The organism is uncultured Veillonella sp., from assembly GCF_937981445.1.
In the GTDB taxonomy this organism is placed as follows: Bacteria; Bacillota; Negativicutes; order Veillonellales; family Veillonellaceae; genus Veillonella_A.
Genome location: NZ_CALJON010000051.1, coordinates 77357 through 93115 on the forward strand (window position 1 = coordinate 77357; position 15759 = coordinate 93115).

Below are 15759 nucleotides of genomic sequence, written 5' to 3' on the forward strand. Positions count from 1 at the left end.
TAACACAATATGCCTATGATACTGCATCGACACTGCGTATCAACTAAAACGCCCTATAAAGGGCAAATTGTTACAACAGCTTGTGCAGCTAATCCTTCTTTACGACCAAAGGCACCGAGCTTTTCGTGAGTCGTAGCTTTTACGCTTACAAAATCTGCCGTAATACCTAATGCCTTAGCAATATTGGCCTTCATAGCCTCAATATGAGGTTTTAATTTTGGTGCTTCTGCAATCACCATGATATCTACATTATACGCCTTAAATCCATTTTCTTGTAGTCTTAATACGACTTGATTTAATAGGTCCATACTAGAAGCGCCTTTAAAGGTGTCATCTTCTGGTGGAAACCAGTAACCAATATCGGGCAATCCTGCTGCACCTAAGAGGGCATCCATAAGAGCATGTAAGAGTACATCCGCATCACTATGTCCATCAGGACCTATAGGGCTATCAATGGTCACGCCCCCTAAAATACAAGGACGGCCTTCTTTAAAGCGATGTACATCATAGCCAAATCCTACGCGCATCATCGGTTCCATCACTCCTAAACAATGCTTTGCTTTACTAATATCTTCAGGGGTAGTCAATTTAAAATTACTGTATTCACTACTTACAATGGCCACAGGCTTCCCCCAGTGCTCCACCAAAGAAGTATCATCAGTACCTAAGAAATTTGTCTCTTTAGCATAGGCCTGAGCCCCTTCTAATATAGCACGGCGAAACCCTTGTGGTGTTTGCACTGCATACAAAGTCTCGCGCGGTAAGGTAGCGTCTACCATCTCCCCAGCTACAACTTGTTTTATCGTATCCACTGCTGGCACCGCAGCCACAGCAGCGCCCATAGTATGAGCTTTATGTGCAACAGCTTTAAACAAAGCCCCTTTTGCCATAGGGCGGGCTCCATCGTGAACTAAAATAATCTCCGTCTCCTTAGAGACCGCAGCCGTACCGCGCATAACTGAATCTTGACGCTCTTTGCCTCCTAGTACAATTTTCACAAAAGGCTTTACTAAATGTTGAATCGCTTCATATTGTGATTTTACTTTTGCTGCTTCACCATCCGCCACTACAACGACAATTTCATCGATGCCAGAGTCTTCACTCATATGCACTAAATTCCATTGCAATACGGAATAGGGACCTAATTGTAAAAATATTTTGTTTTCTTTACTCTGCATCCGCTTACCAGCTCCAGCAGCCAGCAAAATACAACTTATCATTCTTTATTTCCTTTCGCACGGGCAAAGATCATTCGACCAGCACTCGTTTGTAGTACAGACGTAACCATCACATCAATGGATGTATCTACATATTCAGCACCATTTTCAATGACAATCATAGTGCCATCATCAAGATACGCCACCCCTTGATTTTCTTCCTTACCTTCTTTAATAACCTGTACGCGAATCCACTCACCTGGAATCATCGCTGGTTTAAGTGCATTGGCAAGCTCGTTTAAGTTAAGCACGGAAATGCCCTGCAAGCTAGCTACTTTATTTAAGTTAAAATCATTGGTAATAATTTTCCACTTACGCTCCATGGCAAGACGCATTAATTTGGAATCAACTTCATTAATGTCTTCGTAATCATCATCGATAACCTTGATAAGAAGATCATCCTTCTGTTGCATACCTTGCAAAATATCTAGACCGCGGCGGCCGCGATTGCGCTTTAATACATCTGAGGAGTCAGAAATAAATTGTAACTCTTCCAATACAAAGAGTGGCACCACTAAAGGCCCCTCTAAAAACCCCGTACTACAAAGCTCTGCAATACGACCATCAATAATAACAGACGTATCTAAGAGCTTAGCTGCCGAGATAGATTCAAATTCGCCTACCCGTGGCGTTTCAGGCACCGCCTTTTGATGATTGGTCTCTTTTTTCTTATCGCGACTTAGCATGCGATTTTGTAACCAATTGTTATATAATTCAGGTCCTTTATTCGAAGCTAAACGCATACCAATATAACCAAAGATGGCGCTTAAAATAATAGGAATATAGGAACCAATAATAGGAACTTGATGAAATGCCAAGCCAATTAAATTTGCTATTATAAGTCCAAAGAGTAATCCGGCTGTGCCGGCCATTAAATCCTGGCTAGGTACACGGGATAGTAAACGTTCTAAATTTCGTGCCAAACGCAAACCTTGGTTAATAATAGGCATGGAAATAATATATCCCACTACAGCACCTAACATACCACCCAAGGCAAGAGCTAATATTTTAATGAAGGAAATACCTAAAAATCCAGTATTCCAAAATTTCACGTCAATTATAGGCTCCAATACGGGCATAAAATTATCAGTTAATACATACCCCATAACGCCAACCAATAAGGCTATGACATAACGTAATATTTTATAGACCATGTATTTCACCTCCCTTCGCAATGTCTTTATATATTGTACAATAAATTCTCAAATAAAACATAAAATTTTTTTCATTTTTGTTAAAATGTTTTACAATCTTTTAAAATATACTCAATCGATACGTAACCTACTAATCGACACTTAACATACGCTCCTATACACTTAAGGTGCCACGCAAAGGTTACTCTTAAAATATAATGCGCATTGCTTCTTCCACACTAGTAACGGCATGAATCGTAATATCCTTCCAATCACTTTTTAACTGCTTTGTATTTCCCTTAGGTACAATAAACTTTGTAAAGCCCATCTTAGCTGCTTCCATAATACGCTGCTCAATGCGCGGAATGCTTCGAATATTACCAGTTAAACCAATTTCCCCTAAAATAACCATATCAGCTGGCACCGGTTGGTTCTCCAAGGTCGACACAATAGCCGCCGCCACAGATAAATCGCAAGCAGGCTCATTCACCTTAAGGCCACCAATAACATTAATATACACATCTTTATTGCCTAAATTAAAATTACAACGTTTTTCTAGCACCGCAAGCAGTACAATAAGACGATTTAAATCATAACCAATGGAAGTACGCCGTGGCATGCCAAAAGCCGTAGTAGCTACCAGACTTTGCACTTCCACTAGAATAGGGCGAATCCCCTCTAAATAAGCCATAACAGCAGAGCCTACTTCCTCTTCTGTGCGCTCTGCCAACAAAGTAGCCGATGGATTCAACAATTCTACAAGACCTTCTTCTTCCATTACAAAAAGGCCTGTTTCTGAAGTGGAGCCAAAGCGATTCTTTATACTCCGTAAAATACGGAATTGGTAGGAACGCTCGCCTTCAAAATAGAGCACCACATCCACTATATGTTCTAGCATGCGCGGACCTGCAATATTGCCTTCCTTTGTTACATGGCCAATGATAATAACTGGCACATTTTGCTCCTTCGCAAAGCGCAACAATCTAGCCGTACACTCCCGCACTTGCGCCACACTGCCTGGCGCGGAATCAAGATTATCAGTAAACATAGTCTGTATGGAGTCGATTACTAAGAGCATCGGCTTATTCTGTGCTGCTTCTTGCAATATGGAATCCAAATTCGTATCGGCCATAACAGATAAATGTTGTCCTGTAATTTGAAGACGTTCAGCCCTTAATTTAAGTTGCATCTGCGACTCTTCACCAGACGCGTAGAGCACATAGCCTGCCTTGTCTGCAATGGCGCCGGACACTTGGAGTAACAACGTGGATTTACCAATCCCTGGATCCCCACCTAAAAGCATAAGCGCCCCTGGCACAATGCCACCGCCTAAGACTCTGTCTATTTCTCCGTAAGACGTAGACATACGCGGTGAATCTTCCGTCTTAATGTCCGCTAAAGACACGGGCTTAGTGGCTTTACGGTCCACTGGTGCATAGGCGGCTGTGCCCTTAGTATTTGTCTCCCTCACCACTTCTTCCACCAAAGTATTCCACTGTCCACATTGTGGACACTTACCTAACCAACGAGGAGATTCTGCACCACAATTATTACAAAAATACATGGTTTTAACTTTAGCCATTTCTTACCTCTATTTATTAATTACATATTGTAGCTAATTATCCTAACTATCGCTTATCATACATGACACTACTTATATGTTGAAAACATTAGGTTAACTGTATGCTATAAGAAGCTTCATGTATTACCTATACTATATAACTGCTTACCTCTTATCATAACATAAAATATAATAAAAAAAAGCCACGTACTCACTACATTTCACGGAGGATTTTCATTTCATGGAATGTACGAAAGTACGTGGCTTTAGTGCAATATTTTATAAACAGATTACATAGTTTTGAACCATTTCATCATAATATAGGACATATATCATGCGTTTGAGCTTAGACTTATATTGTCATAACATTGAGCATCCTCATTATACTGGTATTCTCATTCGTAAATTCATTCTCAAACTTACACTGTCATAACAATGTCATCATCTTTTGCTTCTGCTTTAATGGTCGTGCCATCTACTACATCGCCTTTTAAGATCAAATCAGAAATTGGATCTTCAATCAAGCGTTGAATAGCACGTTTTAATGGACGAGCACCAAAGGCAAAATCAGAACCTTCTTTTACAAGAATAGCTAATGCTTCTGGAGATACTTCCAAAGTTACATTACGTTCAGCAAGACGGTCAGTTACACCTTTTAACAAAATAGTAACAATCTTGTTCAAATCTTCCCCTTTTAATGGATGGAATACAATCATTTCATCAATACGGTTCAAGAACTCTGGGCGGAAATGACGTTTTACTGCATCCATAGTGTTCTTCTTAGCTTCTTCAAATTTAGCGTCAGCTGTTTTTTCTGCATTGTCTTTATTCTTAGCAGCCAAGAAGCCCATAGCGGCACTATCTTCTTTTAAGTAGTTAGAACCTAAGTTACTTGTCATAATAATAACTGTATTTCTAAAGTCTACCGTACGACCTTGGTTGTCTGTTAAACGGCCATCATCAAGTACTTGTAATAAAATGTTGAAGAAATCAGCATGAGCTTTTTCCACTTCATCAAACAAGATAACACTATATGGTTTACGACGTACTGCATCAGTCAATTGACCACCTTCATCATATCCAACATAGCCTGGAGGCGCCCCAACTAAACGGGATATAGTATGTTTTTCCATATATTCAGACATATCAAGACGAATCATAGCATTTTCATCACCAAAAAGATTAGCTGCTAAAGAGCGAGCCAATTCAGTTTTACCCACACCAGTTGGACCGAGGAATAAGAAGGATCCAATTGGACGTTTAGGATCTTTGAGACCGGCACGAGCACGGCGAACTGCTTTGGCTACAGCCACTACGGCTTCATCTTGACCAACTACACGTTTGTGAAGTTCATCTTCTAAGCGAATTAAGCGTTTTGATTCTTCTTCTGCTAGTTTCGCTACTGGTACGCCAGTCCATTGGGATACAACAGAAGCAATGTCATCTTCTGTAACAACAAGTTTTTCTTCATCAGCTTTGCTGCGTTCGCTTTGTTTAGCCTCAATTTCATCGGCGATTTTCTTTTCTTCATCTCGAAGTGTAGCAGCCTTTTCAAAGTTCTGAGCTACAACAGCTTCTTCTTTTTCCTTTTGAATGCTAGCTAAACGCTGTTCTAATTCCTTTACATCAGGTGGTGCTGTAAATACTTTCATACGCACTTTAGATGCTGCTTCATCCATTACGTCGATGGCTTTATCTGGTAAGAAACGATCAGAAATGTATCGACTGGAGAGCTCAACAGCCGCTTTTAATGCCGCATCAGTAATTTTTGCTTTATGGAAGGCTTCATAGCGATCGCGAAGACCAGTCAAAATTTGAAGAGCTTCTTCTTCACTTGGTTCGCCTACAAGAACAGGTTGGAAACGACGTTCAAGAGCGGCATCCTTTTCAATATGTTTCTTATATTCATCAAGTGTTGTGGCCCCAATCACTTGGAATGTACCACGCGCTAAAGCTGGTTTTAAAATATTGGCAGCATCCATAGACCCTTCAGATGCACCAGCACCGATTAAGGTATGAAGTTCATCAATGAAGATAATCATATCATCATGCTTTTGCACTTCATCAATGGCTTTTTTGAGTCGTTCTTCAAATTCACCACGATATTTAGCACCTGCCACCATCGCTGTTAAACTAAGGGAAATAATCCGTTTATTACGTAAAATTTCAGGCACATTTTGGCTTACTATACGCTGTGCTAAGCCTTCCGCAATAGCTGTTTTACCAACCCCTGGTTCACCAATTAAAACTGGATTATTTTTAGTACGACGGCTCAAAATTTGGATTACACGATTGATTTCATTATCACGACCAATAACAGGGTCAATCTTGCCTTGTTTAGCCTGCTCATTTAAGTCTGTAGCAAAGCCATCAAGTTCGCCTAAATTGCCATTACCCTGCGCTTTAGCACCATCTTTGCTATCTCCTTTACCATCTGCACCGCCGATAAGACCATTAATAGTTTTTACTATATCTTCACCGCGAATACCAAATCGTTGGAGAATGCTTACAGCAATGCCGCCACCATCACGTAAAATACCAAGCAAGATATGTTCAGCCCCTACATAATTATGTTGCATTTGATTAGCAGAGTCTACAGCTAATTGCAAAATACGCTTAGTTCTCGGTGTCATCTCAATGGATGTAACATAGCCCGCGCCACGGCCATCTTCATCAAGAATGGCTTTTTCTAACGCCTTGCTTTCAAGGCCTAATTTTTGAAGCGCTTTAGCTGCAACGCTTTGCCCTTCTTCTAATAAGCCGAGTAGTAAATGTTCACTACCTATAAAATTGTGTCCAAATTCTTCGGCCTTTTCTTGCGCAATAGTTAATACTTGTTGCGCCCCATCTGTAAAACGACTTAACATATAATCACCTCATTCTAGTTTTGTCATCATCTAATTACTTATTTAATATCTATTTGTATGTATTTATTACTATATATTATTTTTACCAATCTATATCAACATAAGATTATATTATGTTATTTCATGTTATGTTATTTCATACTATATTGTTTTAATTTCTCTCTAAACGATCACGAACGACCTTAGCACGGTAACTATCTCGTTCAGGTGCAGTCATCTGCTCTTTACCAGCATATTTACTTAAGAAATTAGGTCGAGTCGTAACGACTAATTCATTAAACATATCTGTATTGCCCGTAGGTAATACACCTAAATCGCGACCTAATTGCACATCGCTTAATAAGCTAAGTGCTTCTTCACCACTGAGACGACGGGCGTATTGCAATGTACCATAAGCACGCCATACTTTATCTTCAAAGCCTTCAAAATCACCTGTTTTTATAGTTTCACGCGCTTTCACTTCTTCTTGAACTAGTTTTTCAAGGACTTTTTGGAGTTGATCAATTGTATCTTCTTCACTAATACCCATGGTAACTTGATTGGATATTTGATAAATATTCCCTAATCCTTGAGAACCTTCGCCATAAAGGCCTCTCACTGAATAACCTAATTGAATAATATTTCGAACTACTCGTGCTAAACGACCGGTCATAGCAAGGGCTGGTAAATGAAGCATAACGGAAGCTCTCATCCCCGTCCCCACATTGGTAGGACAGGCTGTTAAATAACCATACCGTTCACTAAAGGCATAATCATATTTTCCTTCAATAGCATCGTCTATTTTTATTGCATGTTCATAGGCCTTTTGTAATTGAAGCCCTGCTTCCATGGCTTGGATGCGAATATGATCTTCTTCATTTACCATAATGGCTACAGAAGCATCATCAGAAACGACTAAACTACGATGTGGCAAGTTTTGGCTCATTTGCGGGCTCATCAAGTGTTTTTCTACGAGAATCTCCCGTTCCACATCGGATAATTTATTTAAACTAATATTGGAGTATTCATGACCATCAGCGTCTTTCAAAGCACCTAAAACGCCGCGCATCATAGTGTCAACTTTTTCAAGCCCTTCCATATTATTCCGATTAGTGAATACAAGTCCTTTAAAATTTCGAGCTAACCGAATACGGCTAGACAAGACGATATGGGAATCAATTTTACCTTCTGTATCCTTGCTGCGTAACCAGCCACTTAAAGGTTCATCTAATATAGTATTTAACATTAGTGTCCCTCCTTTATTCCGCCTTACCATGTAAGGACTCTTCTAATACTTTAATTTCATCGCGAATGCGCGCTGCTTCTTCAAACTTTTCAGCTCGAATGGATTTATCTAATTCCTGACGAAGTCTTTTTATTTGATGCTTTGTCTTAAATACCCCAGTGCCTCGACTTGGAACACGCCCTTCATAGGCTAAGGAACCTTGAAGTCGTTTTACAAGTGGGCTAATTTGTGCATCAAATACTTCATAGCAATGATCACAACCAAATTTGCCACTTTGATTAAAGTCATCAAAACTCATGCCGCAACGATCGCAACGTACAGCCTGTTGATGCTTCAAGAAGCTTTCTGGATATAAAGCATTAGTAAAGAAATCATTAGTAAAGAAGTCATTGTCAATCAATGGCGTTCCGAAATTAAAGAAGCCACCGCCTAGACCATCATTCGATTGCTTACTTGCACAAGTAGAACAAAGATGACGTTCTGTTTTCTTACCATTCACAACACGTGTTAAATGGACACTGGCTTCATTTTTTTTACAATTATCACATAACATATATCATCCCTCCTTCACCATGGAAAGAATTTTCTGGCAAAGTTGTTTAACATTAGATTCTCGACGCGCTTGATCTTCTTCCTTCATCAGCACTCTAAAAGCCTCATGAAGTAATGCCGCTTCACGTCGACTTAACCAATTACTTTGAATCATTTCAAATAGAAAATGGTCAATGGCACCAATCGTAATGGCATCGCCACTCTGTTGTGCCCCAGCTCTTGTATCATTGGCACTTCGCCTAGTTGATTTCGCCTTTTTATTAGCACCTTGCTCCGCACTCTGTGCCATACTAGACTTACTTACCCCCGATGGCCCACAAGGAAGCTGCCCCGTAGCTGGTACAGTCATAGGCTTAATCGTCTGTATAGATACAGACTTCATAGGGATGCGAGTAATACTAATAAAACCGCCAAGACCACGGCGCGACTCAACAATAAAGCCGCGATCATTGGAGAACCGTGTGCTCAATACATAACTGATTTGCGATGGAGCACAATTTAGTTCGTCAGCCAATTCATTACGCCGAAGGACAATGCCCTCTTCCATATTCTTTTGTTCTTCTAACAATTTGGAAAGAATAAATTGCTCAATTCGATCTGCTAAAATGCCCATTTTTTTCGCCACCTTTATATGTAAATTATCTATTACTTGTTACACTATTCATTAACATTTATTTTTTTATGTTTTTTAGTATTTCTAATTTTACTTTTATCTTTTTTCACCTTTTTATCTTTTGTCTTTTTGTCCTTTCGACCTTAGCTATATCATAGTTGACTTTTTGACTTTTGTCAAGAATAAAAGTCAAAGTTTTTAAACTTTTTGACTTTTTTTGACTTTTAAGACACAGACTAGCTTTTAAACACAAAAAAGCGATTCAGAGCACCGGCTCTAAATCGCTTTTAGTCTTTTAATCAGTAATACTTACTACTGTAATATATTACACTTTGTATTAAATTTTAGCATCCTTACTTTAAGGACTATATATTAGTCAATTATTGACGTTGGCCCAAACGAGCATCAACGAACAATTGGCTTGCACGGCTATCGCCAGCGAATTTGAATTCATCAACAAGATCACGAGCACTTGCTTCTTCTTCTACTTGTTCAGTTACGAACCAGTTCAAGAAGTTTACAGTTGCATAGTCTTTTTCAGCTGTAGCTAAGGCATATAAATCATTGATTTTAGCAGTAATAGCTTGTTCATGTTGGTAAACAGCTTCAGCAACTTTTAGTGGGTCTTGAACATCTACTGCTTGCGCTTTAATATCGCCTAAAGTAGTAGTTTCGTTGCGGCTTTCTAAGTAATCAATAATCTTGAATGCATGTTCCATTTCTTCTTGGTATTGAAGACGCAACCAAGCGGAGAAACCTTTGAAACGAGCATCAGCCATAGCCAAAGAAAGAGCTAAATATAAATATGCGGAGTTAAATTCAAAAATTACTTGTTCATTTAGTGCTTTAGTAATATTCTTGTTCATAAAAAATCACCTAAGACCCTTCTGTTTTTAATTACTTAATTAATGTTTAATTTACTTAAATTATGAAGTTACTTTTTCAATAGCAACTTTTATTGATTATTTGTAAGTATCAGTTCTTGCTTACAAACTCATTATAACACATCGATAAATATAAATCTAGTCTCAATTTCAATTTTCCGCCTCAATTGATAATTTGAGATTATTTCTCAATTAACTCCTTTCGAAATCCTTTAATCAGTTTGTACACAAATACTGTATTTAACTTACGATTCTGTTATAGACCTTTTTAGTCAATTTGTCAAATGAAAAACTACAGATTTTTACTACTTTGCATCAATTTGCAATCAATTCTCATTTTATAACCTATCTAGTCTATATTGAATAGGACTCCTTTTCTTTTAGCACGAAGGCTCTTTCTATTACCTAGAAAGAGCCCACATGCTAAGTTAAGAGATATATAGTTTAAGAAAAAATATAACAAATTAGAACTATTCTAATTTTAAAATCATAGGATGCTAAAGCTCTACTTTATCGAGCATTAAATTTAAAATTTCTACATCCGTCCCATACATTCCGACACGTCCCATAGTGCCCACACAAGCGATAGTTTTCTCTACGTCAGTTTTTACTAAACCTTCACCAGATTTAAAACTCCGTTGATTCTTAGCCATTTCTAAAGCTAAAAAAGCCGTTTCTAAGGCCACAGCAATCTTTGCTGCACAAGAAGGCTTTGCCCCATCACAAACCATGCCTCCTACGGTGGCAATTGTATTAGTTATAACATCACTAATGCCGTCATAGTCAAAACCTTCCATATAGGCAATGCCACAAGCACTTCCACAGGCCGCACTGACAGCCCCACAATAGGCAGATAAACTACCTATATATCGTTTTTGATGCAGAGCAATGAGATTACTTACAATCAAAGCGCGATACAATGTCTCTTCATTAATATTCTGTTCTCGTGCATATACAATCAATGGTACAGAAACTGTAATCCCTTGATTGCCACTACCCGAGTTAATAACTACTGGCAAAGGACAACCACTCATACGAGCATCCGAACCAGCCGCTGCATAAGCGCGTGCTTTATTATACACAGTAGGACTCTGATGATCACGTATAGTCTGCCCTACAGCCGCGCCATAAGAGTTAGTTAATCCCTCTTCTGCAATCTTACTATTGAGCTCAATCTGCCGCCCTAGCACGGGCTTCACTAAATCTAGAGACACCGTATTGGCAAATTCTAGTATATCCTTCACCGTAAGAAGTTCTTTCAAATCAGGCACTAAGTCTTTTTTTATTGATTGTACTTCGTCCCCGAATATAACTTGGTCATCTTTTTTTACAAGAATAATATTCGAATGCGTATTTTCAATCACAACTTCTACAATGCCTGTTTCTGAATGAGCTACTACACGGATAAAAAGATTGGGCACATTCTCTACAAGTTCAACATTGCAAATATGCGCTTCCAATAATCGCTCACAAATAGCTAAGTCATCATTCTTAATGCCCTCTAATACGGCCAATCCTCGTTCACTATGACCTGCAATAGCACCTAAGATAGCGGCCACCTCGATGCCTTTCTTGCCATTTGAATGAGGCACTGTGACACCTTTAACATTCTTAATAATATTGCCACTACAATATACATCTAAATGAGTTGGCAAACTACCTAGTACATCCCGCGCCTTAGCACAAGCAAATGCTATGGCAATCGGCTCTGTACACCCCAAAGCAACTACTAACTCTTTCTCAAGAATTGAAACATATGCATTAGATAAGTCTTTATTCACAGCCATACCTCCCTAGTAATCCATAGAATCAACTCTCTATGTATCAAATAGTATATTTAAAGCTATACACTCTAAGTTTTATTAAAACATAATCAATACACTAATAGTAGATACGATAAAGCCCACTAATACAGGTACAGAGTTGCGTTTTACAATAGCCACTGGAGAAACACCAGAAATACCAGCCACAATAACGATTACAGCTGCTACTGGAGAAATGAGGCGAGACAAACTAGCCACATTTTGTAGCAATTGAAGAATGACAATCATATTGCCACCAAAGCCTTCTACGAAGCCTGGAATTAAGGATGCAAAGGATACGAAAGCGGCTACACCAGAACCTGTTACAGCACTTACTAGGGCAATAAGAACACCCATGCCAATAGTAATTGGGGTTAAGCCAAAGCCTGCTGTTTGCGTAATTCCCACAATGTCGCTTACGAAGTTCATGGATTTAATACCATAAGCAAATACTTCAGCTGCTACGATAAGGGACACAGTAACAGCAAACATGTTGCCCATCCCTTTGAAGAACACTTCAATACTTTTAGATACCTTTTTGAAATCACGATAGCGAATAAATTCGCAAATCATAGCCACAGCAAAGCTGATTAGCATAGCCACAATAATATCAATCTTAATTGATTTATACACATATTCACTATAAATAATAATTAAAGCTAATGGTACACATGGTAATATTGCATAAATCCAAGGCCCTGGAGGTGTGGCCACATCGCCTTTAATCTTGTCGTGATCCACACTACCTTCTTCACCGGCTACAATACCTTCGCGTTTATCCATATATTTTTGCCAGAAGAAATGAGTAATAGTTACAGCTACTAAGGCAATAAAGTATACCGGCAATTGATGTTCTACGAAGAATTTGTTAATGCCATAATGAGATAAACGTTCTACCACTTGGCTTGTAGCCGCTGCTGGGCCGCAATCGAGTAAATGGCCTGTAGCAATAGCTGAAGTAGCAGCTACTTTACTTACGCCTAGGCGCGTAATAATCGGATAAATAGTAACCATCGTAAGCATGGACAAAGCAGAAGCGCTTTGAATAGTTAATGACATAAGCATACATACAGCAAAGCCCAAAGCATTAATTAAGTATGGTGAATGCAGTTTTTGTAATGGATTCAAAGAGATTTTTACTAGGCGTGCACTGGCCCCAATATGGTCCATATATTTAGCAAAACCAGCACCACACATAATACTTAAACCGATTGTGGAAATGTCAGAGGCCAAGGTATATTTAATATACCCAAACATATCAAACATAGGCGAACCCGTGCTCACCATTTTGCCCGTAATAAAAGATGTTTTATAGCCCATCAAGAAGGCTAATACCATCAAAAATATACCGCCCATAACTAATATAGTTTGCGGCTTTACCTTTTTTATAATGGCATACCCCACCACAATCATGACAATTAAAGTTATTAGAATATTCATAAAAATGCCTCCTTTGCATTTTTAAAATAGCTCTCAACTTTAAAAAGAGCCTGTTTTCCTATATACTTATATTTGTATATACAAATATTGGTATATACAAAATAGAATGAATATTTATATATAAAGCAAATGAGTGTTTAAATATAAAGCAAATGAATAGTTAGATGTAAAACAAACAAGTAGTTAGATGTAAAACAAACAAGTACTTAAATCTAAAGTAAATGTGTATGTAAATAAATACGGAACCCCATATAAGGAGGTAGTGCTTTGATTAGCTTCTTAAACTTAAAATACTTTCTTGTTCTCACAAGTGAATTAAATTTCAACAATGCAGCTAAAAAACTTCATATTACCCAACAGTCCCTCAGTGGTCACATCAAAAAAATCGAAAGTGACCTAGGCATTTCCCTGTTTGAATATGGTCCGCCTTTGAAAATTACGCCAGCAGGCATTATCCTAAAAAGTTATGCCCAAGATATTTTGGAGAAGCAACAAAATCTAGAAGATGCTATTTGGACCTTGAAAAATATGATGCCTGCGTCCATCACCATTGGTACCACCTACGCGAGAGGACAGTATTTATTACCACCAATTATTACAGAATTTCAAAAGCGCTATCCCTTAACCAAGGTCACCTTATTTGAAGGCACCACACCAGAAGTCAATGAAGCTTTAATGCAAGGAAAAGTGGAACTATCTATTGGCTATGCAATTAAAAATCAGCCAAATATTAAAACGATTCCTTTGTATAAAGATCCCATTTACCTAGTAATTGCCAGAAAAATATTAGAAGCTCATTATCCCAATAAAAGTTATATTACTAACTACCAAGCAGATCCTGATTTTGTGTTTGATATTATTAAAACCTGCCCCTTCATTACCCTTACGGATAATACTTTAATAGGGCAATTTAACGCTAAATTCTTAGCCAGCCATAATCTCAAACCTAATGTAGCCTTAACCTTGCGCAATGTTGGCACCATGATGGCCATGTGCCATTTTGGCATGGGCTTTATGTTTTGCCCTGAAACACTGATTAATTGCAGTGCCTATCCGTTCGGCGACAAGCATATAGTCTTGCCACTCCCTCATCAAGAGCCGCGACAAATCGCCATAAATTACATATCTAGCCTTCATCAAAATGAGGCCATTAATGCCTTCATAAAAATCACAAAAGAAGCCCTTAGCCATGGCGTGCCAACTATAATCTATTAGCAACTAGTCAATTTATATGCGAAGTTCGCCTGCTGGCGATTTTGTTAAAACTTCATACCCTGTTGGAGTGATTAAGACAGTATCTGAGTGTCTTACGCCACCCCAAGAAGGATCCATTACACCTGGCTCGATGCTTATAATCATGCCAGGTTTTATTTTGCCCTCATTACTTGCATTAATGGACAATGCTTCATGGGCCGAAGTCCCTATGCCATGCCCAATGCGACCAGGTAAAATATGAGCAAAACCGGCTACGCTAAAACATTCCGCTGCTACATGATATAGATCACGAATTGGCACATTAGGTCGCAATGCCTTAAACACGTTCTGCCGCGCCTTTAACATAGCTAAATAAGCGACTTCTCTAGTCCCACTAACGGATCCGACTAAAATGGTACGCTCATTTTCTGCATGATACCCATCAAGCTTTGCCCAAGCCATAGGCAAGCTTATATCACCACTTTGAACGCAATAGGCTTTGGGCGTATCACAGCCATAAGCAATACGTTCATTGGTCAAGCACCAGGCAAATAAGCTATCAATCATACCGCCATCAACCGTGCCATACCCACAGGGCTCATAGTCTTTGAACTCGTTTTGCCATAATTGGCGCATAGCATATTGCGCTTCAGTACAAGCTTCCATCTCATTTAGCCCAAGCTGTAAATGATGAATAATTGTAGTCGTGCCACAATCAGCTAAACGAGCCGCTTTGCGAATCAAGTCAATTTCATACTCATCTTTAATCAATGTTTGCTGGCCAATCAATGGACTAATAGATTGAATCTCACAAGGACTCAATATATGTTGTAAAGCTTTATACCATTCTACCGAGATATAATTCAATTCAAGCCCCACCCGTAAATTCTCGCCAGAAACTAATTGACGAAGTACATCTAAAGGATCTGCTCCCAGTGATTCAATGCGTCCCCACATACCATACACTTTCACATCTTCCACAGAAGCTTCTTCTTTAGCATGAGAATAACGAAGAGCTGGTACTAAAAGGAAGGACTCGCCTTCCTTAGTTAGCACAAAAAATACGGGCTTTGAGTTAATAATGGGATTAAAGCCACTGTAATACATTACATGCTCTGGCTTAAGCACTAAAACTACATCTAACCCTTCTGAATTCATAAGGTGATGTAATTGCTTAATTCTCTCTTGAAAATATATCTTTTTATCCATCTCAAAGCTCCTTTAGATATCAATTACTGCTTATGGAATCTAAAGTTTATACAAACCTTTTT

The 15759-nt window shown here is 38.7% G+C and carries 11 protein-coding genes and 1 pseudogene; 1 reads left to right on the forward strand and 11 read right to left on the reverse strand.

Going from position 1 to position 15759, the window contains the following annotated elements; all coding sequences use genetic code 11:
- Positions 1-53: 53 nt before the first annotated feature.
- The 10 genes and pseudogenes from ispD to dcuC form a co-directional block, all read right to left on the reverse strand.
- Entirely contained in the window at positions 54-1220 is a 1167-nt protein-coding gene (gene ispD, locus Q0376_RS08185) for a 2-C-methyl-D-erythritol 4-phosphate cytidylyltransferase (protein ID WP_298706387.1), read from the reverse strand.
- Positions 1217-2371, reverse strand: coding sequence for a PIN/TRAM domain-containing protein (locus tag Q0376_RS08190; protein ID WP_298706389.1), 1155 nt, complete (start codon positions 2369-2371; stop codon positions 1217-1219). The genes ispD and Q0376_RS08190 overlap by 4 nt, the downstream gene beginning before the upstream one ends.
- Before the next feature lie 187 nt (positions 2372-2558).
- Entirely contained in the window at positions 2559-3932 is a 1374-nt protein-coding gene (gene radA / locus Q0376_RS08195) for a DNA repair protein RadA (protein WP_298706391.1), read from the reverse strand.
- Between the two features lie 398 nt (positions 3933-4330).
- Positions 4331-6778 (reverse strand): ATP-dependent Clp protease ATP-binding subunit, encoded by a 2448-nt coding sequence (locus tag Q0376_RS08200; RefSeq protein ID WP_298706393.1) that lies wholly within the window; start codon positions 6776-6778, stop codon positions 4331-4333.
- A 151-nt stretch (positions 6779-6929) separates the two neighbouring features.
- Positions 6930-8003 carry a protein arginine kinase gene (locus tag Q0376_RS08205; protein WP_298706395.1) on the reverse strand — a complete coding sequence of 358 codons (1074 nt, stop codon included), beginning with the start codon at positions 8001-8003 and terminating at the stop codon, positions 6930-6932.
- A gap of 13 nt (positions 8004-8016) precedes the next feature.
- Positions 8017-8556: a UvrB/UvrC motif-containing protein gene (locus tag Q0376_RS08210; RefSeq protein ID WP_298706396.1), complete on the reverse strand. Its 540-nt coding sequence runs from the start codon at positions 8554-8556 to the stop codon at positions 8017-8019.
- Between the two features lie 384 nt (positions 8557-8940).
- Positions 8941-9168 (reverse strand): annotated as a pseudogene (locus tag Q0376_RS08215) (CtsR family transcriptional regulator); the annotation flags it as partial.
- Positions 9169-9548: 380 nt separating this feature from the next.
- Positions 9549-10034, reverse strand: coding sequence for a ferritin (locus Q0376_RS08220; RefSeq protein ID WP_298706399.1), 486 nt, complete (start codon positions 10032-10034; stop codon positions 9549-9551).
- 515 nt (positions 10035-10549) lie between these two features.
- Positions 10550-11833, reverse strand: coding sequence for a serine dehydratase subunit alpha family protein (locus Q0376_RS08225; RefSeq protein ID WP_298706402.1), 1284 nt, complete (start codon positions 11831-11833; stop codon positions 10550-10552).
- A gap of 81 nt (positions 11834-11914) precedes the next feature.
- A complete protein-coding gene (dcuC, locus tag Q0376_RS08230; protein ID WP_298706405.1) occupies positions 11915-13294 on the reverse strand; it encodes a C4-dicarboxylate transporter DcuC in 1380 nt (459 codons plus the stop codon).
- A 267-nt stretch (positions 13295-13561) separates the two neighbouring features.
- Between dcuC and Q0376_RS08235 the strand changes: the two genes are divergently transcribed.
- The gene (locus Q0376_RS08235) at positions 13562-14509 is read left to right on the forward strand and encodes a LysR family transcriptional regulator (protein WP_298706406.1); all 948 of its coding nucleotides are present in this window, start codon (positions 13562-13564) and stop codon (positions 14507-14509) included.
- Positions 14510-14521: 12 nt separating this feature from the next.
- On the opposite strand, the gene Q0376_RS08240 is transcribed toward Q0376_RS08235, so the two are convergent.
- Positions 14522-15697 carry a Xaa-Pro peptidase family protein gene (locus tag Q0376_RS08240; protein WP_298706408.1) on the reverse strand — a complete coding sequence of 392 codons (1176 nt, stop codon included), beginning with the start codon at positions 15695-15697 and terminating at the stop codon, positions 14522-14524.
- Between the last annotated feature and the right edge of the window lie 62 nt (positions 15698-15759).

What these genes read in the sequence shown, in the direction of transcription:
- ispD (WP_298706387.1), bottom strand. Translation starts at nt 1,220, where the DNA reads ATGATAAGTTGTATTTTGCTGGCTGCTGGAGCTGGTAAGCGGATGCAG.
- Q0376_RS08190 (WP_298706389.1), bottom strand. Translation starts at nt 2,371, where the DNA reads ATGGTCTATAAAATATTACGTTATGTCATAGCCTTATTGGTTGGCGTT.
- radA (WP_298706391.1), bottom strand. Translation starts at nt 3,932, where the DNA reads ATGGCTAAAGTTAAAACCATGTATTTTTGTAATAATTGTGGTGCAGAA.
- Q0376_RS08200 (WP_298706393.1), bottom strand. Translation starts at nt 6,778, where the DNA reads ATGTTAAGTCGTTTTACAGATGGGGCGCAACAAGTATTAACTATTGCG.
- Q0376_RS08205 (WP_298706395.1), bottom strand. Translation starts at nt 8,003, where the DNA reads ATGTTAAATACTATATTAGATGAACCTTTAAGTGGCTGGTTACGCAGC.
- Q0376_RS08210 (WP_298706396.1), bottom strand. Translation starts at nt 8,556, where the DNA reads ATGTTATGTGATAATTGTAAAAAAAATGAAGCCAGTGTCCATTTAACA.
- Q0376_RS08220 (WP_298706399.1), bottom strand. Translation starts at nt 10,034, where the DNA reads ATGAACAAGAATATTACTAAAGCACTAAATGAACAAGTAATTTTTGAA.
- dcuC (WP_298706405.1), bottom strand. Translation starts at nt 13,294, where the DNA reads ATGAATATTCTAATAACTTTAATTGTCATGATTGTGGTGGGGTATGCC.
- Q0376_RS08240 (WP_298706408.1), bottom strand. Translation starts at nt 15,697, where the DNA reads ATGGATAAAAAGATATATTTTCAAGAGAGAATTAAGCAATTACATCAC.